11 protein-coding genes and 1 tRNA gene are annotated in these 20,408 nt (G+C 54.8%); all 12 read left to right on the forward strand.

What is annotated here, in order from left to right; translation table 11 throughout:
• Positions 1-35 precede the first annotated feature (35 nt).
• The 12 genes from HMPREF9720_RS14010 to HMPREF9720_RS15530 all read left to right on the forward strand — a co-directional run bounded on the left by HMPREF9720_RS14010 (position 36) and on the right by HMPREF9720_RS15530 (position 20,335).
• On the forward strand, positions 36-3,233 hold the full coding sequence (locus tag HMPREF9720_RS14010; protein WP_009599028.1) for a SusC/RagA family TonB-linked outer membrane protein: 3,198 nt from the start codon (positions 36-38) through the stop codon (positions 3,231-3,233).
• Between the two features lie 25 nt (positions 3,234-3,258).
• Positions 3,259-4,875, forward strand: coding sequence for a RagB/SusD family nutrient uptake outer membrane protein (locus HMPREF9720_RS14015; protein WP_009599031.1), 1,617 nt, complete (start codon positions 3,259-3,261; stop codon positions 4,873-4,875).
• 37 nt (positions 4,876-4,912) lie between these two features.
• On the forward strand, positions 4,913-7,366 hold the full coding sequence (locus HMPREF9720_RS14020) for a hypothetical protein (protein ID WP_009599026.1): 2,454 nt from the start codon (positions 4,913-4,915) through the stop codon (positions 7,364-7,366).
• Between the two features lie 78 nt (positions 7,367-7,444).
• Positions 7,445-9,472 carry a S8 family serine peptidase gene (locus HMPREF9720_RS14025; protein ID WP_009599032.1) on the forward strand — a complete coding sequence of 676 codons (2,028 nt, stop codon included), beginning with the start codon at positions 7,445-7,447 and terminating at the stop codon, positions 9,470-9,472.
• An 18-nt stretch (positions 9,473-9,490) separates the two neighbouring features.
• Positions 9,491-9,958 (forward strand): lipocalin family protein, encoded by a 468-nt coding sequence (locus HMPREF9720_RS14030; protein WP_039940854.1) that lies wholly within the window; start codon positions 9,491-9,493, stop codon positions 9,956-9,958.
• Between the two features lie 353 nt (positions 9,959-10,311).
• On the forward strand, positions 10,312-13,605 hold the full coding sequence (locus tag HMPREF9720_RS14035; protein WP_009599025.1) for a SusC/RagA family TonB-linked outer membrane protein: 3,294 nt from the start codon (positions 10,312-10,314) through the stop codon (positions 13,603-13,605).
• Positions 13,606-13,620: 15 nt separating this feature from the next.
• Entirely contained in the window at positions 13,621-15,192 is a 1,572-nt protein-coding gene (locus HMPREF9720_RS14040) for a RagB/SusD family nutrient uptake outer membrane protein (protein ID WP_009599027.1), read from the forward strand.
• A gap of 37 nt (positions 15,193-15,229) precedes the next feature.
• Positions 15,230-16,123 (forward strand): zinc-binding metallopeptidase, encoded by an 894-nt coding sequence (locus tag HMPREF9720_RS14045; RefSeq protein WP_009599030.1) that lies wholly within the window; start codon positions 15,230-15,232, stop codon positions 16,121-16,123.
• Between the two features lie 16 nt (positions 16,124-16,139).
• Positions 16,140-18,059 (forward strand): DUF4302 domain-containing protein, encoded by a 1,920-nt coding sequence (locus HMPREF9720_RS14050; protein ID WP_022044459.1) that lies wholly within the window; start codon positions 16,140-16,142, stop codon positions 18,057-18,059.
• A gap of 203 nt (positions 18,060-18,262) precedes the next feature.
• Positions 18,263-18,335, forward strand: a tRNA-Phe gene (locus HMPREF9720_RS14055).
• Positions 18,336-18,450: 115 nt separating this feature from the next.
• The gene (locus HMPREF9720_RS14060) at positions 18,451-19,653 is read left to right on the forward strand and encodes a site-specific integrase (RefSeq protein ID WP_009599029.1); all 1,203 of its coding nucleotides are present in this window, start codon (positions 18,451-18,453) and stop codon (positions 19,651-19,653) included.
• Between the two features lie 127 nt (positions 19,654-19,780).
• Positions 19,781-20,335 carry a hypothetical protein gene (locus HMPREF9720_RS15530; protein WP_139022505.1) on the forward strand — a complete coding sequence of 185 codons (555 nt, stop codon included), beginning with the start codon at positions 19,781-19,783 and terminating at the stop codon, positions 20,333-20,335.
• Positions 20,336-20,408: the final 73 nt, after the last annotated feature.

Genomic DNA, 20,408 nt, shown 5'->3' on the forward strand with positions numbered 1-20,408 from the left:
ACTTTTTATTTTAAAATTAATTAAAATTAACGCTTATGGTAAGAAAAATTGTACTATCGTTAATTGCCGTATTCGTGTTCTTGGCATATGCCACGGCCCAGAATAGGCAGATCTCCGGTACAGTTTCCGATGCAAACGGACATCCGGTTGCAGGCGCGACCGTCATTGTAGATGGGACCTCTCTGGGGACCACGACCAACACGGCCGGCGAGTATACGCTTTCGGCTCCGGTGAACGGCACGCTCGTGGTGACGTTTGTCGGTTTTGAGCCGCAGCAGCTGCCTATCGCCGGAAAAACCCGGATCAACGTCACGATGAAGGAGGATGCGCAAGCGATCGACGATGTGATCGTCGTGGCCTTCGGTACGGCAAAGAAAGAGGCTTTCACCGGTTCGGCTGCCGTCATAAAATCGGATGAGATTGCCAAGGTGCAGACCTCCAACGTGGCGACGGCTCTGGTCGGCCGCGTGGCCGGTGTGCAGACCTCCAGCACGTCGGGAGATCTCGGCAAGACCCCCTCGATCCGCGTCCGCGGTTTCGGTTCGATCAACGCCGGCAAGGAGCCGCTCTGGATTGTGGACGGCATGCCCTATGAAGGCGACCTGAACAACCTGAACACGAACGACATCGAGTCGATGACCGTCCTCAAGGACGCCGCTTCGAACGCTCTGTACGGCGCCCGCGGCGCCAACGGCGTGATTATGGTCACCACCAAAAAGGCGAAGTCGGGCGACGCCGTCGTGACGATCGACGCCAAGTGGGGCGTCAACTCGAAAGCGCTGGAGGAGTACGACGTGATCACCTCGCCCGCGCAGTATTACGAGACGCATTTCAAGGCGCTCTACGGCTATTATGCGCAGACCAATCCGGCGGCGAAGGCCTATGCGCTGGCCAGCAGCGGCCTGACTTCCAACGGCACGGGCGGTCTGGGATACAACGTCTATACGGTTCCCGAAGGGCAGGCGCTGATCGGCACCAACGGCAAGCTGAATCCGAACGCGACGCTGGGCCGCAAGATCATCTACAACGGACAGGAGTATTGGCTGACGCCCGACGACTGGATCGACGAGGCTTACCAGTCGGCGTTCCGTCAGGAATACAACGTGAACATCTCCGGTGCGACGGAGCGCAGCTCGTTCTACGCTTCGCTCGGTTATCTGGACAATACGGGTATTATCAAAAGTTCGGCGCTGGAGCGCTATACCGCGCGTCTGAAGGCCGATTATCAGGCCAAGAAGTGGCTGAAGGTGGGCGGCAACATGTCGTATGCGCACTTCAGCAACAGCAACGGCAACTCGAACGAAGGATCGGCTTCCTCGACGGCCAACATCTTCGCGTTCTCTGCACAGATGCCCCCGATCTACCCGGTATACATCCGCGACGGTTCGGGCCGCATCATGGTGGACGACAACGGCTATCAGATGTACGACTACGGCGACAAGGGCAATGCGGGTCTGACCCGTCCGCTGCTGCCCGGCGCCAACGGACTGCAGACCAGCTGGCTCAACAAGAAAAAGGCCGAGGGCAACGCCTTTTCGGGCAGCGGCTTCGTGGACATCTCGCTTTACAAGGGGCTGAAGCTGACGGTAAACGGCAGCACCAACATCGACGAAACCCGCACGACCTATCTCAACAACCAGTATTACGGTCAGTTCGCCGAGGCGGGCGGTACGATTTCGAAGTACCACACCCGCGACATCGCCTACAACCTTCAGCAGATTCTGAACTACAACGAGACCTTCGGCAAGCACAACGTGGGGCTGATGGTCGGTCACGAGTACTATCAGAAAAAATATTACTACCTGAGCGGCACCAAGTCGAAACTCTTCTCCTATGACAACGAGGAGCTCGGCGGAGCCGTCGTTGACGGCGCGGGCGCCCACTCCTACATCGACGACTACAACTCGGAGGGTTACTTCATGCGCGCCCAGTACGACTATGCGGGCCGCTACTTCGTGAGCGGTTCGTACCGCCGCGACGCATCGTCGCGCTTCCACCCCGACCACCGCTGGGGCAACTTCTGGTCGGTAGGCGCCGCGTGGCTCCTCAATCAGGAGAACTGGTTCGACGCTCCTTGGGTGAACATGCTGAAACTCAAGGCATCTTACGGTTCGCAGGGCAACGACAACATCGGCAACTACCTCTACACCGACACCTATTCGATCGAGAACAACAACGGCGAAATCGCCGTGCTCTTCGGGCAGAAAGGCAATCCCAACATTACGTGGGAGACCAACACCAACCTGAACATCGGTACGGAGTTCGGTTTCTGGAACAACCGCCTGAGCGGAAGCGTCGATTTCTTCAACCGCAAGACTTCGGACATGCTCTTCGCATTCTCGGTTCCTTCGTCGCTGGGTTACTCGTCCTATTACGCCAACGTGGGCGACATGGTCAACCGCGGCGTCGAGGTGGAGCTGAACGCCGACCTGATCCGCACGAAAAACGTATTGTGGAGCTTCAACCTGAACCTGACCCATGTGAAGAATGAGGTCACCTATCTGGCTCCCGAACACAAATCCACGACCGTGGAGGGCTACAAAGGCTATATCGACGGCAGTTATTTCGTCGGCGAAGGGCTGCCGCTCTACACCTATTACCTGCGTTCCTACGCCGGCGTCGATCCCGAAACGGGCGCTTCGCTCTGGTACAAGGACGTGAAGGGCGACGACGGCAAGATCACCCGGACCAAGACTTCGGACTACACCTCCGCGACCCGCTACCTGCACGACAGCGCGATTCCTTCGGTATACGGCGGCTTCTCGACCTCGGTTTCGGCCTACGGCGTCGATTTCTCGATCTCGTTCAACTACCAGATCGGCGGCAAGGTCTACGATTCGGGTTACGCCAGCTTCATGTCGTCGCCCTACGGAACCACCGTCGGCACCAACTACCACAAGGACATCCTCAAGGCGTGGACGCCCGAAAACAAAGGCTCGGACATTCCCCGTCTGCAATACGGCGACCAGTATACGACGAGCGTCTCCGACCGTTTCCTGACCGACGCGAGCTACCTGAACATCTCGAACATCAACGTCGGCTATACGCTGCCGTCGAAGATCACCCAGAAATTCGGCGTACAGAAACTGCGCGTCTATCTGGCCTGCGACAACGTGGTCTACTGGTCGAAGCGTCAGGGACTCGACCCGCGTTATTCGTTCACGGGAGCGACCAACTTCTCCAACTACTCGCCGATCCGCACTATTTCGGGCGGTGTAACCGTACAGTTCTAATCTAACGGATAAAACAGGGATTGAAATGAAAAACATATTGAAAACAACGACACTCGCCCTTGTCTGCTCCATGGCCCTCACGGGCTGTATCAAAGAGACCTTCCCCACCGACAGCGCGACTTCCGGACAGGTCAGCGATTCGCCGACTGCGGTGGAGGCCATCGTCAATGCCATCCCCGTCAACATGACCTACCCCTATTCGGTGTACGGCAGGAGGAACAACTACGGCTTCGACTTCGGCTATCCGGGCATGATGTGCGCTACGGACGCCGCCACGGGCGACGTGATATGCTCCTCCGGCGACGAAGGTTCGGGATATGACTGGTTCACCTACTGGCAGTCGGGCATTCTGATCGGTCCGACGCAGACCGTATGTCGCTTCCCGTGGAACTGCTACTATACGTTCATCAAATCGAGCAACGATGTGGTCGGCCTGCTGGCGGGCGTGGAACTTTCCGAAGCGCAGAAAAGCTATCTGGGCTTCGCCAAAGCTTATCGCGCCCAGCTCTATCTGGATCTGGCCCGACTGTACGATCCGCTCAACAACAAGTACACCGACGTTTCGGGCGTCAAGGGGCTGACCGTCCCGATCGTGGACGAGAACACCACCGAGGATATGGCCCGCAACAATCCGCGCGTGACGCGCGAGGCGATGTTCGAATTCATCCTCAGGGACCTCGACGACGCCGAGGCGCTGCTGGCCAACTACACCTCTTCGTCGAAGACCAATCCGAGTCTGGCCGTGGTCTACGGCATCAAGGCGCGTGCTTACCTCTGGCTGGGCGGCTTCGATTCGTCGAAGTATGCCGACGCCGCGACGTATGCCCGCAAGGCCATCGACGCCTCGAAATGCACGATCATGACCGAAGCGGAGTGGCTGAACCCCAAAACGGGCTTCAACAAAGCCAACAATTCGTGGATGTGGTACCTTCCGCAGTCTACCGAAGGCATCGCCAACCTTGTGAATTTCGCGGCATGGCGTTCGAGCGAGGCTACGTGGGGGTATGGCGGCAAATACGTTTTCGAAGGCGTTACCAGCAATTTCTACAACGAAATATCCGACACCGACTGGCGCAAGCGCGCGTTCGTGGGACCCGATGCCAAATATGCCGATTACAGCGACATTACCAACCTGACGGCGGCGCAGTTCGCCAACCTCCCGGCCTATGCGAACCTGAAGTTCCATCCCGCCGAAGGCGAGACGGCGACCTATTCCGTCGGCAACGTTACCGATATTCCGATGATGCGCGTCGAGGAGATGTACCTGATCGAAGCCGAGGCTACGGCGCACGCCGACGCCTCCGCAGGTCTCCAGCTGCTCAAAACCTTCATGGCCAAGCGCGACCCGGAATTCAGCACCTCGGCCGTGTCGTCTGCCGACGTCGTGGAGGAGATTATCTGGAACAAGCGTATCGAACTATGGGGCGAAGGCGTCGTATTCTACGACTTCAAGCGTCTGAATTACAGCCTGAAAACCGGCTACGTCGGCACGAACGTACCTTCGGACTGCCGCTTCTCGACCGACGGCCGCGCACCGTGGTGGAACTTCTGTATCCCCGAAACGGAGACCCAGCAGAACACCGCGCTCGAATCGCAGAACAACCCCAATCCCGTGGGAATCATCGATCCGTGGGTGCAGTAACGTAAGTTTTCATGGATGATTTAAAACCGAAAAACATATGAAAGCAATCAAATATTTCTTATACGCGCTTATTGCGACTTTCGTGTTCGCAGGGTGTTCCGACGATCCGACCTACACCCGCGGCGAATCCGAGGCCGACGGCTGCTACGGGGTTTACTTCCCCTCGCAGGACAACGCCGCGGACCTCGAACTCGATCCGGCCGATCCGACGGTACTGACCTTCACGGCCATGCGTACCAACGACGCCGATGCCATCACGGTTCCCGTAACCGTTACGGGCAGTGAGGACGCGATCTTCTCCGCTTCGGAAATCTCGTTCGACGACGGGGCGACGGAAACGACCTTTCAGGTCTCTTTCCCCGACGCCGAAATCGGTACGACCTATTCCTGCAACATCCAGATCGAAGACAAGAAATACGCCTTCATCTACGGTGAAAAGGCTTCGGGCGTAAGCTTCTCCGTCACCCGCGTGAAATGGAACCTCGTGACCGGGCCGAAAGGCGAGACCAAGGGCAAATGGCGCGACGACATTCTCAGCTCCGCCTACGGAATTCCCAACCGTTACGGCGAAGGCGAGGTGGAGATCTACGAACGCGACGACAACCCCGGCTACTACCGCATCAGCAACGTCTACTCGGCGGAGTATCTGGCTTCGCTGCTGAACATGTCTCCGTCCGAAGTGTCGGGCAACCGTTCGGATGTCATTACCTATATCGACGCGACGAATCCGGATAAGGTCTGGCTGCCCGAACAGTCTACGGGCGTGTTCCTCAACAGCGGCGACGGTATCGTCAGCTTTGCCTCGCAGGTGCCGGAAAACGGATTCAACGGCAGCGGGTACGGCACCAACGTGAACGGAGTCATTACATTCCCGGCCAAAAGCGTACTGCTGATGTTCGGCGACGACGGCTGGTATGTCGGCAACGCCGGCGGCATGCAGCGTCTGATGCTGCCGGGAGCCGAGGAGTACGACTTCTCGCTCGCCCTGACCGACAGCGAACCGGCCGACGGCAAGGTCGAGATCGCAGCCAAACTGGGCGCCGACGTCGCCAAGGTGAAATACGCCTTCTTCGAAGGAGTCTTCGGCGACGCCATCGCCAAGGCGAATTCGGCGGGCATCGACGCGGGAACGGTCGAGTCGAAGGAGATCACGGCGGACGGAACCATCGTGGCCCAATTCGAAGAGACCGGCAAATACACCGTCGTTGCCAACATTTACGATGAGGCGGGCGAGCTTCAGGGCTACGAATTCCTGTCATTCGGCTACGTCAAGGCCGGCGACGACAAACCCGTCGTGCTGAGCGTCCGTACGGAGCTTACGTGGGAGTTCGAAGCGCAGGGACACACTCCCGAAAACTCTATCCGCTCCATTATATTCGGTGAAAATATCGAATCGGGCTACATGGGACTCTTCAAGAGTGCCGACCTGACCGGTAAAAGCAGCGAGGACCTGATTGAAATAGCCAAAACGTCCGGCAAGGCAATTACGGCTGAAGAAATTGACAAGATCAACGACACGGGTCTCTCGCTGCTTCATAAAGGCTTGAACGCCGGTACGGATTACGTGCTGCTGGTGTGGGCTTACAACGGCTATTACGGCAAACTGTACAGCGTGCAACAGACTACGGCAGGCAAACCGGATCCGCTGCAGATCCACTATACGTACGACGATGTCGAAAACGGCCTGACCAAGGCGGGCTACTGCGGAACGTGGGATTATTATGCGGTCGATGCCTATGACAAGACCGGCAACACCTCCCGTCAGTACTTCGGACAGGTAGTCGTCGAAGACGGAGGAACGACTTCCGGATATGCGGATTTCGACAACGTATTCAGCGACTACGTGAAGGTGTCCGGACTTACGGGCGCTCCTCAGGCGTTCAATGCCGGCGAATCGCAGTATATGGCGTGGAGCGGCGGCCTTCTCTACGTACTCGCTCCGCAGCTGATCGGCAACGTGACGCTTCAGGGAACGGATTACTTCGTGAACGTGGCTTATACGGCCGAGGGTGACGACGGAGTTTACAACGGACGCGGCCTGCTTTTGGGCGCGCCGGTGGCCGACGGACTGGTGGCTTTCGTGCCCAATCCCCAGCTTCAGGCATCGAACAATCTGACGTTCACGGGTATGTGGTTCGGAATCTATGCGGACTACGATCCTGCGACGAACAAATTCTCCGGCGGCGAAGGAGGCATCGTCTTCCATGAATGGCTGCTGCTCGCAGACCCGGATTTGTATCCGGCCGCCGATATGGCTTCCGTGGTAAAGGCGCTCTCCGTGCAGCCCGGCAATTACGTGGAACTCCGCGGGCCGGAGCTTGCGAAAGTAATTGTCGGCGAAAACAGAATGCCCGCCGACCGCGGCCGTGAGTGCGAAATCGTCGGCATGCCCGTTTTGGGCGCCGCCAAGGCCAAGGTGGAATTCCGTCAGGGAATCGCCGCCCGGAGTGCGGACTTCACCCGCAGGACCGGCGCGAAAATAACCGAATAAAAAACTGTTGTTCGGACAGTACGACTATCACCGGGGAGCCGGCCCGCGAGGCCGGTTCCCTTTTTAAATTCACCTACCATGACTGACAAGAAAATTTTACTGCTCGCGCTGCTGTTCCTTGCGGGCTGTGCCTCGGACCCGATGGAAGAGAGCGGCGGCAAGGAGGCTCCGGCGGCCGCCATGCGCAAAATCGTCAATGCTCCCGCGAATGCCGCGCGGGGCGAACTGCTGATCTATTTCGACGGCGATGCCGTCGGGGACGTCGAACAGACCGCCGTTGCTGCGGCGATTACGCGTACGGCGGTGACGCGCTCCGGGATAGCGCCCGTGGACGACATCTTCACACAACTGGGCGTCACTTCGCTGCGCCGCGTATTTCCCTGCAATCCGGTCGCCGAAGAGCGCACCCGCGCGGCGGGACTGCATAAATGGTATATCGTAACGTTCGGCGAGGAAGTCGATCTGGACGCAGCGGCACGGCGGCTCGCCGCCGTTTCGGAGGTGAGCTTCGTGCAGTTCAACACCAAACTGCAGCTGGCTTCGGACAACAGGGCCTGTCCCTACAGGGACGGTTCGGCGGCGACGCGCGCCGCCGCCGGAGGTTTCAACGACCCCGGCTACAAGGACCAGTGGCACTACAGCAACAACGGCGACAGAATATTTGCCGAAACGACGCGCGCCGGAGCGGATATCAACGTGGAGGAGGCGTGGAAACTCGCCGCGGGCGATCCGTCGCTGACCGTGGCGATCGTCGATCAGGGCATCAAGTACTCGCATCCCGATTTGGCGGCCAACATGTGGATCAACAAGGCCGAGCAGAGCGGTGCGACGGGCCGCGACGACGACGGCAACGGCTATGCCGACGACGTTTACGGCTACAACTTCGCGCTGGGCACGAGCCGGCTGACATGGGACGTCGAAGCTTATGACGACAAAGGCAAGAACGTCGGCGATTCGGGCCACGGCACCCACGTCGCAGGTACGGTGGCCGCCGTCAGCAACAACGGCGTCGGCGTGTCGGGCATCGCGGGAGGCACGGGCAGGAACGACGGCGTGAAACTCATGTCGTGCCAGATATTTTCGGGCGGCGAGGGCGGTTCGGCCGCCGTTTCCGCCGAAGCGATCAAATACGCCGCCGACAACGGGGCGTCGATTCTCCAGTGTTCGTGGGGCTACCCGGCCGGAGCGGTCACGACCGACAACGCCTACGCCAGCGGAGCGCGGATCGAAAAGCAGGCGATCGACTACTTCATCGCGACGAAAAACAACGCCGTTCTCGACGGCGGACTTGTGATTTTCGCTGCGGGCAACGACGCCAAGGCCATGTCCGGTTATCCGGGCGCTTACCGCGATTACATTTCGGTCACCGCCTTCTCGCCCGACTATCTGCCGGCCTACTACACGAACTACGGTCCGGGCTGCAACGTTGCGGCTCCGGGCGGCGACGCCTATATCTCGCCTTCGGGAAGCAGCGCCGCGCAGGTGCTTTCGACGCTTCCGTCCGAGCTTTACCAGTCGGATTACGGCTATATGCAGGGTACCTCGATGGCCTGCCCGCACGTATCGGGCGTCGCCGCGCTGGGGCTCTCCTATGCGCTGGCCAAAGGGAAGCAATATACGGTGGCCGAATTCAAATCGATGCTTCTGACTTCGGTGAACGACATCGACACCTACCTCGACGGCACCAAACAATCCCTGACCACCATGCAGCTGCGCAACTACCGCAAGCAGATGGGTACGGGAGCGATCGCCTACCAGCTTCTGATGCAGATCGAGGGCACACCCTGCCTGAAAGCGAAAGTCGGCGTACAGCAGCAGCTTTCGCTCGACAAGTACTTCGGCAAGGCTTCGGCGAACCTGACCTATCTCGGCGTCGAGATCTCGCAGGCTGACAGGACCAAGCTCGGTATTTCGGCGGAGCCGACCTTCGTGTCCGGGAAACTGAGGCTGCACTGCACCAAGCCGGGCGTGGCCCGAATAACGGTCAGGGCGGTTGCCGGAGGCAGCGGTCTCGGCACGGGGACATCGATGGGCGGCATGGAGATCGCCAAGGAGTTCGCCGTCATCGCCCGCGCGGTACAGACCGAAAACGGAGGTTGGTTGTAATATAAACGCATGAAGATTATGAGAAAGACTATCTATATCGTACTGGCCGCACTGGGCTTGTGTCTGTTCGCCGGCTGCGGATCGTCGGACAAGGAGAAGGTGTCGCCGCTGGTAAAACAGCTTGCAGGCGAATGGCAGCTCAAAACGTGGAACGGCGAAGCTCCGCGGGATTTCGATGCCTATGTCTCCTTCGGCGCGGACCGTTCGTTCGAAATATACCAGCGGATCGAGCAGGTGGGCTACCAGAAGTATTCGGGAAAATACGAGATCAGAAACGGGATGCTCGGCGGCGTATACAGCGACGGCAAGCCGTTCGGCAGCACTTACGACATCACTTTCGACGAGTCGGGCAATACGCTGACGCTGACCAGCGCCACGGGCGTCGCCGAGACGGGCGTTTATGTGCGCGCCGCGATTCCCGACGGGGTCAAAAACGGAGCGGCCGTGATGAAGAGTTCCCGGACGGTTCCGATCCGGCTTTTATAGAACATCGCAGGCGGGATCGCTCCCCTCTGGCGCCATGTGCGGCATCGTTAGATGCCGCACATTTTTTATGCACTTTCCACCCGGTTTCCGGCTCCGGTTTCAGCCCGCAAGCATCCCGGAAAGGTTATACTCTGGTAACGTTCTTACCTGTTCGGTTATTTTCAATCAGTTGATCTTGAGTGAGTTGTTTGGTGTTTTCAGGTGGCCGTATAGTTGCAAAGGTGCCTGCGTTCGCGCCTTTTTCCGGCATCGAAAATCGAAAACGGTACTGAAGGTCAAACCATTGGGGATATCTGCAAACCCGAATAGAGGATGCTGGCTTTCTATTTTAAAATTAATTAAAATTAACGCTTATGGTAAAAAAAATCCTACTATCGTTAATTGGAGTACTTGTGTTTGCAGCGGGGGCATTCGCCCAAGCCAAACAAGTGCGCGGTAGTGTCGTTGATGAAAACGGAGCGGCCGTGATCGGCGCTTCGGTTATCGTCAAAGGTACGACCATCGGTGTATCCACCGATCAGCAGGGATTTTTCGTTATGAACAATGTTCCGGCGAAATCCGAGGAACTGCAAATCTCCTATTTGGGGTACAAGACTGCTACGGTAGCCGTTGCGCCTGAGGTGAAGGTCACGCTCGAGCCGGATTCTCAGACCGTGGAGACGGTCGTGGTTACGGGTATGACCAAAACGGATAAACGACTGTTTACCGGTGCATCCGACCAGTTGGTCGCCGACGATGTGAAACTATCGGGTCTGGCCGATATCAGCCGCGGTCTGGAAGGCCGTTCGGCCGGTGTCTCGGTGCAGAACGTATCGGGTACTTTCGGTACCGCTCCCAAGATCCGCGTCCGCGGTGCGACGTCGATTCACGGCAGCTCGAAGCCGCTTTGGGTTGTGGACGGCGTAATTATGGAGGATGTCGCCGATATTTCGGCTGAGGACCTCTCTTCGGGTGACGCCACGACGCTGATCGGTTCCGCCATCGCGGGTCTGAACGCCGAGGATATCGAGAGTTTCAATATCCTGAAGGACGGTTCGGCCACCTCGATCTACGGTGCGCGCGCTATGGCCGGCGTGATCGTCATTACGACCAAAAAGGGACGTGCTGGCGTCAGCCATATCAATTATACGGGCGAGTTCACGTATCGTATGATTCCCTCCTACGCCGATTTCAACATCATGAACTCTCAGGACCAGATGTCCGTCTATCAGGAGCTGTACAACAAGGGCTGGCTGGGCAATTCGCGTGTCACCAACGCGTCGGCGAGCGGTGTTTACGGCAAGATGTATTCGCTGATCAATGCCGGACTGCTGGAAAACACCGTGGAGACGCGCAACCGCTACCTGCGCAAGGCCGAGTACCGCAACACGGACTGGTTCAAGGAGCTTTTCCAGAATACGGTCATGCACTCGCATTCGGTAAGTATCACTTCGGGTACCGAGAAGTCCGCCTACTATGCGTCGATCAGCGCCCTTTTCGATCCGGGATGGACGAAGACCAGCGAGATTTCCCGTTATACGGCCAATCTCAATGCGACGTATAATATCTCGGACGCCCTTACGCTCAACCTGATTACCAACGGTTCGTACCGTAAGCAGAAAGCGCCCGGAACGCTCGGCGCCACGACCGACTATGTAACGGGCGAGGTGAAGCGCGATTTCGACATCAACCCTTATTCGTATGCCCTGAATACTTCGCGCGTGCTCGATCCGAAGGAGTATTATGTCCGTAACTATGCGGATTTCAATATTCTCCATGAACTGGCGAACAACTATATCGACCTGAACGTCGCCGATGTGAAATTCCAAGGCGAACTGAAGTGGAAGGCTTTCAAGGGATTCGAGGCTTCGGCGCTGGCGTCGGTGCGCTATACCGGAACTTCGCAGGAGCATAACGTACGCGAGGCTTCCAATCAGGCGAATGCCTACCGGGCCATGGGTACGACGACGATTCGCGACAACAACCCGTTGCTGTACAAGGATCCGGATGATATTTACGCCGTTCCCGTATCGATCCTGCCCGCCGGCGGTATCTACACCCGTACGGACAACCGGCTGCTGTCCTATGACTTCCGTTTCTCCGCGACCTATAATACGACGATCAACAATACGCATATTATCAATGCTTACCTCGGTATGGAAACCAACCAGAGCGATCGTCAGAAAACGTGGTTCCGCGGCTGGGGCCTGCAGTACGATTCGGGTGAAATTCCGTTCTACGACTATCTCGTCTTCAAGAAGGGCAAGGAGGATAACTCGCCCTATTACGAAATGGGCAACACCCACTACCGCAACGTCGCTTTCTTCTTCAACGGAACCTACTCCTACAAGGGCCGCTATACGCTTAACGGCACGCTGCGTTACGAAGGTAACAACGCGCTGGGCCTGACGACCCGTTCGCGCTGGCTGCCTACGTGGAACGTTTCGGGCGCATGGAACGTCCACGAGGAAAATTTCTTCAATTCGATCAGCAAGGCCGTTTCGCACCTGTCGCTCAAGGCCTCCTATTCGCTGACGGCCGACCGCCCCTCGGTGACCAATGCGCTCGCCGTCATCCAGAGCTATTCGCCGTGGCGCCCCTCGGCCGGCGTTACCGAGTCGGGTCTGACGATCAAGGATCTGGAGAACAGCGATCTGACCTACGAGAAGAAGCACGAGCTGAATATCGGTGCGGATTTGGGCTTTCTGGACAACCGCATCAACCTGACCGTTGACTGGTACAAGCGCGACAACTTCGACCTGATCGGTCGGGTGATGACGCAGGGTATCGGCGGCCAGATCCAGAAGTACGGCAACGTCGCGACGATGAAGTCGCGGGGTATCGAGTTCTCGCTTTCGACGAAGAACATCAAGACGAAGGATTTCAGCTGGACCACCGATTTCATCTATTCGCACATGAAGAACGAGGTGACCAAGTTCAATACTTCCACCCGTGCCTTCAACCTCGTTTCCGGTATCGGTTTCTCGCGTGAGGGCTACCCGGTGAATTCGCTTTTCTCCTACGATTTCCGGGGGCTGAACGAAGACGGCGTTCCGACATTCATCAACGAAGCGGGCGTGCTGACTTCGACCGATATCAACTTCCAAGAGACCGAGCGTTTCGACAATCTGGTTTATTCGGGTCCCTCGGAGCCGACGGACGTCGGAAGCTTCGGCAACATCTTCCAGTACAAAGGTCTGCGTCTGAACGTCTTCATCACCTATTCGTTCGGCAACGTCGTTCGTCTCGATCCGGTCTTCTCCAGTATCTATAACGACCTCGACGCCATGCCGCGCGAGTTCCGCAACCGCTGGATGACGCCCGGTGACGAAAGATACACCGATGTTCCGGCTATCGTGTCGAGCCGTCAGGTGCGGAATGACAGCAAGCTGTCGTACGCCTACAATGCCTACAACTATTCTACGGCCCGAATCGCCAAAGGCGACTTTATCCGCATGAAGGAAATTTCGCTGACCTACGACTTCCCGAAGCGCTGGATCAAGAAGCTGAGAATGTCCAACCTCGCGCTCAAGATTCAGGCGACGAACCTCTTCCTGATCTATGCGGACAAGAAGCTCAACGGTCAGGATCCGGAATTCTTCAATTCGGGTGGTGTGGCCACTCCCGTGCCGAAGCAGTTTACCTTAATGCTCAAAATCGGTTTATAATTTAGTTTAAAGCATATGAAAACGAACAAATTGATATATTTCCTGCTTGCGGGACTTCTTGTTGCGGGACTCTCCTCCTGTAACGATTTCCTCGACGAGCAGCCTGACAACCGGACGATTATCGATTCGGAAGAGAAGGCTATCAAGATGCTGGTATCGGCTTATGCGGACAGCCAGCCGTGGCTTTTCCTCGAAATGGCTTCCGACAATACCGATAACCACGGCGCCAATTACGATGGCTGGAGCCGTTTCTGGCAGGAGAGCTATGAATGGAGCGATCCGACCGAAACCGACAACGAAGACGCCGCTCACACGTGGGAAGCCCACTACATGGCTATCGCCAACGCCAACGAGGTGCTCAAGGCCATCGACAAGATGGAGATGACCGACAAGCTGAGCGCCGCAAAAGGCGAAGCGCTTATCTGCCGTGCCTATGCCCACTTCGTGCTGGTGAACGTTTTCTGCCAGCATTACGATCCTGCGCATCCCGACGATCTCGGTATTCCCTATATGGAGAAGGCCGAGACGGAACTCGATCCCAAATACGAGCGCGGAACCGTCGCCGAGGTCTACGCCAAGATCGAGAAGGATATCGAAGAGGGACTGCCGCTGATAAACGACGTGATCTATTCGGTGCCCAAGTACCATTTCAACAAGCGTGCGGCCAATGCGTTCGCGGCCCGTTTTTACCTCTACTACCAGAAATGGGACGAGGCGGTAAAATACGCTACGGTGGCGCTGACCAATTCGCCTGCCGGTTCGCTCCGCAATTATGAGGAGCTGCTGGAATATCCGATGAACAACGGCGCTACACTGAATACGGCGGCTACCTACTATGTCAGTGCGGATCTGACGTGCAATTTCATGATGGCCACCGCCTATTCGTATGCCGGCCGCGTATTCGGCGGATACGGTGTCGGAATGCAGTACAATCACGGACAGATGATTGCCGATAACGAGGGCATAGACTGCACGAATACTCCCTTCGCTCCCTACACGTGGAAGTGCGAACCGCTTCGCTTTGTCAGCGGAATCGACAAAATCCTGCTGCCCCGTGTTCCCTATCTGATCGAGTACCTCGACCCGGTGGCGGGAACAGGCTACAGGCATACCGTCTATCCGCTCTTCACGGCCGAAGAGACCTTGCTGACCCGCGCCGAGGCCTATATCATGCAGAAGGACTACTCGGCGGCCCTGAGCGACATGAATCTCTATCTTTCGAATTCATGCAGTAAATACAAGACGTTGACCGAGGCCAATATTTCGAGCTGGGCCGCATCGGTTGCGGATTACGATCCCAAGAATCCGACTCCGAAGAAGCCGCTCAACCCGGCTTTCGAAATCGACCGGACGCAGGAAGGCATGATTCATACGCTGCTGTTGCTGCGCCGCTACGAGACGCTGCATTACGGCCTGCGCTGGTTCGACGTGAAGCGCTTCGGCATCGAGATTTACCGCCGCACCCTGACCAGCAACGATTTGGGAATCAAGAGCGTGGACGATACGCTGGAGGTCCGGGACAACCGCCGTGCCGTTCAGCTGCCCGCCGATGTGCTCGCGGCCGACATGACTCCTAATCCGAGATAATGATAATTCGCTGATCTATATATAAAAGTTGAACGTTATGAAAAAAACAATATTAGGATTATTCGCATTCGTCTGCGCTTTTTCGGGCAGCTCGTGTTCCGAAGACGATCTGAGCGGCACGAGTGTCATCAAACCGGAGCAGACGACGGAGACGCCTTTGGACGCGTGGCTTTACAAAAACTATATCGAGCCTTATAACATCGAGTTCCGCTACCGTTATGAGGATATGGAGAGCGACATGATCTACGATCTGACTCCCGCGAACTACGAGAAGTCGGTTCAGATGGCCAAGCTGGTCAAGCACCTCTGCCTGCAGGCTTACGACGAGGTGACCGGAAGCCGCGACTTCATCACCAGCTACTTCCCGAAGATGGTTTTTCTGGTCGGCAGTCCCGCCTATAACAACAACGGCGAGGTCGTGCTGGGTACGGCCGAAGGCGGAACCAAGATTACGCTCTATGCCGTCAACAATATGGACCCGACCAATGTGGACCTGCTGAACGAGTGGTATTTCAAGACGATCCACCACGAATTCGCTCATATCCTCAACCAGAAGAAGCCCTTCTCGACGGATTTTAATCAGATCACCGGTTTGGCCACGGGCATCCGCTATGTCGGCAACGCCTGCTGGGACGTCTATCCTTCGGAGGACTTGGCGCTTAAGGACGGTTTTATCAGCCGTTACGCTTCGACTTCGGCCGAGGAGGAGTTCGTGGAGGTAAGCTCCATCTACGTCACCAACACGGCTGCCACTTGGGAGGAGATGCTCGAAACGGCCGGCGAGGTGGGCCGTCCGATGCTCGAAGCCAAATTCGAGATCGTGGACAAATACATGAAGAACGATTGGGGAATCGATCTGGACGAATTGCGCAAAGTCGTTTTACGCCGCCAGAAAGAACTTCCGAACCTCGATTTAGATGCCACTAATTAAGTAAAAAAGGATGTTTATGAAAAAAATATTGATATTACTGGCTCTGCCCCTGCTTTTCAATTCCTGCCTGAAGGACGATGAGGATAAATTCTCGAAATCGGCGACGGAACGTATTGAAGAGGCGGTCAAGGAAGCCATCACTGTACTTCAGGGCGCAGAAAACGGCTGGCGGATGGAGTTGTATCCCGAAAGCGAGCGCATTTACGGCGGCTACACGCTTTTCCTGAAATTCAATGCCGACAATACGGTCGTCGCTTCCAGTGAGAATTTCGCTGCGGGCAAAACCGAATCGTCCTACTATTCGGTGGTTGCGGAGAGCGGTCCCGTACTCGCGTTCGACACCAATAACGACATCATCCACTTCTACTCCTCGCCGACGACGGGGGCTGAACTCGGCATCGGTACGAGCAACGGAGGTCTGGAGGGCGATTCCGACTTCATCGTCATGGAGGCTTCCGCCGATTTCGTGAAACTCAAGGGGCGCAAAACCAACAATTACGCCTACCTCTATCCGATCGAGGCGGGGGTGAATTGGAAGACCGAATTGCAGAGCTATCAGGATGCGGCTGCCAAGATGGACCTGATCTATACCCGTTGCGTGGTCGATGGCGTTGCCTATCCGATTGACTGGGAGATGAGGCTCAACAACTTCTCTTCCCGCGTTTTCAGGATCTCCTACACGCCGGCTCCCGGAGACGACGGTTCGGTCTCCGCGGGCGAGGTCGTCAAGGCTCCTTTTGTCTTTACCGAAACGGGTCTCAAATTCTATTCGCCCCTGACGATCGGAAACGCTACGGTTTCGGAGATGACTTTCAAGGAGGACTATTATTTCGAGAATGAAGACGGAAGCGTCAAGATCTATTCGCCCAAGCCCGTCCGCTCGAATAACAAGCTTACGATTAATCCGGCGGACATTACCTTCAGCAGCGCGACCGTCAATGTGACGCCGAGCGTCGCCACCGATTATTACTATTTCGACGTTTATGAAAAGGCGGATCTCGAAGGCGAGAGCGACATGGCGATCATCAAGTCGCTGATCTCCGAGATGAACTCCTTGGTCGGGACTTATACGGCCGATTTCATCGTCTCCGCTCTCGGCAAGAAGGGCGCGGCGAGCGAGATCTTCGAGGACCTCTCTTCGGAAACGGATCATGTGGTCATCGGGTTCGGCATCGTCGCTACGGAGAATGTGGTTCTGGCTACGACGGATCTTTTCAGGAAGGAATTCACTACGGAGAAGGCTCCCGAACTCGATGAGGCTTATGCCGCTTGGCTCGGTACGTGGACCGTGACGAGTACGACCTCGATGAAGTCTGCCAAGCCGATCTCCTTCGACGTCACTTTCTCCACGAAGGTCGCCAATACCAACTTTGCGCTTACCGGATGGGCCATCTCGGCTTATCGCGACCGGTTCCCCGCAATTGCCACTTTCGACAAGGAAACCGGTTATATCATGATCCAGAGCTATCAGGAGATCGGAGCTACCGGAGACGGCACCGTTCGCTATGTCGCTCTTTGCCGTGACAAGAATGTAAGCGGTAAATATTATTATCCGGTAGGCGGTTCCTATGTGGGCCTGATCGGTGCCATAATGTCTGACGGAAAGGGCAAGGTTATCGGCAATGAACTCACTCTTACGGGAGATGTGGAGGCCGAGGTGGTTATGATGGACCAGTTCGTTTACAATGGGTCCAACTATCTGGGCAAGTATAATCCGACGGCCGACTCCGGATTTACGGCCGACGACTATCCGGTCGGACCGTTTACGCTGGTGAAAAAATCTCCGGCCGCTGCCCCCGTTAAGGGGAAAGCCATGCTGGCAGGTAAATTTGCAGCTGCTGCGGACCGGAATATGAAGCCGGCCGTTCCGCAATTGACTTCGGCGCCGTCGTTCGAACGGCGTGCCGTTAATGCAAATGCAGTGATGCTCAAGTAAGATCGCTTGCATTATTGATCAAGGGGAGGGAGGAGCATCGACGGCTCCTCCCTTTTTTTGTGAAGCCGGGGTAGGGCGTGAGATGTTTCCGCAACTGAAAAAAGCAGAAAAAATGCAGCGGGCATTTGCAGATTTGAAAAAGAATTTTTACCTTTGCACCACGATAATACGGAAAGGAGTATTCCTGACCACGATATCGGGATGGTGCCATAGCTCAGTTGGTAGAGCAAAGGACTGAAAATCCTTGTGTCGCTGGTTCGATTCCCGCTGGTACCACAAAGAAAATCAACCACTTACAGCAATGTAGGTGGTTTTCTTTTTGTCTTTTCCGTAGCGGTTTTACGGTGGTTTAAGGCTTTGAGTTAAACCGAGAGTTAAACCAAAAATCACTATGGATGCAGGTGTTAACATTCTCTGTTACAAATCAAAAACTCTTGCCAACGGCGCACATCCGTTGATGATTCGTGTCTGTAAAGACGGAAAAAAGAAATACGTTAGTCTTGGCGTGTCTGTTTTACCTCAATTTTGGGATTTTACGAAGAACCAGCCTAAAAAGAATTGTCCCAACAAGGCATATATCGAAAAGATTATTGCGGACAAGAGTAGCGAGTTTGCAGAGCGCATCATCGAACTGAAAGCCGAGAAGAAAGAATTTACGGCTACAACGCTAACCGAACATCTAACAGACGGCACACGTGCAAAACGCACCGTTGGCGAGGTGTTTCTATCACAAATTGAGAACTTAAAGCAAACGGGGCGAACGGGCTATGCGTTATCGCACAGAGAGGTCTACAATTCTTTGCTGAAATTCAACGGGCATCTGAATATCTATTTTTCAGAAATTGATACCGTTTGGTTGAAACGCTATGAAACATGGTTACGGGGACAGGGCTTTTCAGAAAACACAATAGGCCGTAGATTCCGTACCCTGCGGGCTGTCTATAATGTAGCCATAGAGGAAAAGTGTGTGAAAGCGGATTATTACCCGTTCAAATCCTATAAGGTTTCCAAACTGCACCAAGCGACAGCGAAACGAGCCATAAGCAAGGCAGACATCATGCGGATTATCGAATACCGTTGTGATGATTTCTACAAGCAATTTGCAGTCGATTTGTTTGCGTTCGGTTACTTCATGGGTGGAATCAATTTCGTGGACATAGCCTACCTTAAAATGGATAATATCGTGGACGGGCGACTAATCTACACACGACGAAAAACGCATAAGTTGATAAGGCTACCTTTACAGCCCAAAGCACAGGAGATTATAGAGCGTTACCGACAAGATGGTGCGCTCTTTTTGTTTCCTATACTTTCTGCATTTCATAAAACCGAGCAACAACAACGCAATCGAGTTCACAAAGTCATTTCCAAAGTGAACGAGCGACTGAAAGAGGTAGGGAAAGAGTTGGAAATACCTATCGACTTAACGACCTATGTTTCGCGGCATAGTTTTGCCACAGTCTTAAAACGAGAGGGTGTAAGCACGTCGATAATTTGTGAATCATTAGGCCATAGTTCGGAAAAGGTTACCCAAATCTATTTGGATTCGTTTGAGAACTCGCAGATAGATGCGGCGATGGCCAATCTGCTATAAGATAAAGGGCAAACATTGACAAAGAAGCTAAATTGAGCCTCTATTGATGTTTGTCCTTTATTTTTTATATCTTTATAAAGCATAAGGAATAACAAAGTAATATACCAACCTTTCTAAATTTATTTTTATGGAAATACCAAATTATTACAAAGACACTTGTGTCGCTTACAACAGGGCCTATAATGTAATTAGCCTTGAAGAGTACAAAGCTAAAATGTTAGCTGATGTTCCAGAAACAAAAAATTTGATAATATGGCGTAGATTAATTCCAGAGGGGTGTTTTAGCAATGCTCTTTTTATCTGTGATTTCAATGGATTATTAAGGCGATACGGAGAACGGTGCAACTACTGTGAGGGGCTTGCAATATCCAAAATAGCTTTAGATAGCGATAAAGAACCGACTGTGTTAGCAGTACACCATAGCTTCATTTACTCTAATAAATACGAGTGCTATGTAGATTGTACCCCTGGCAATAAATATCATCCTAATCTATACTTATATCTTTTATCCGACGAATTGAAAGAGGATGCATTGGAAGAATATTTAGAATCTCTAATGTCCGAAGATGAGAACGGAGATGATGTAACAACCCCCAAATTTATTCACGATGATTTACCGTTAGGTGTAGATGTCCCTAAAAATTGGTTACTATCCAACGAAAAGCATAGAGATAAAGAGTGAGACAGCAAAGAGAAATATAGGATAATGTTTTACAGCCAACTTTACCCAAATCTATTTGGATAGCTTCGAGAAT

This window comes from Alistipes sp. HGB5 (genome assembly GCF_000183485.2).
GTDB lineage: Bacteria > Bacteroidota > Bacteroidia > Bacteroidales > Rikenellaceae > Alistipes > Alistipes finegoldii.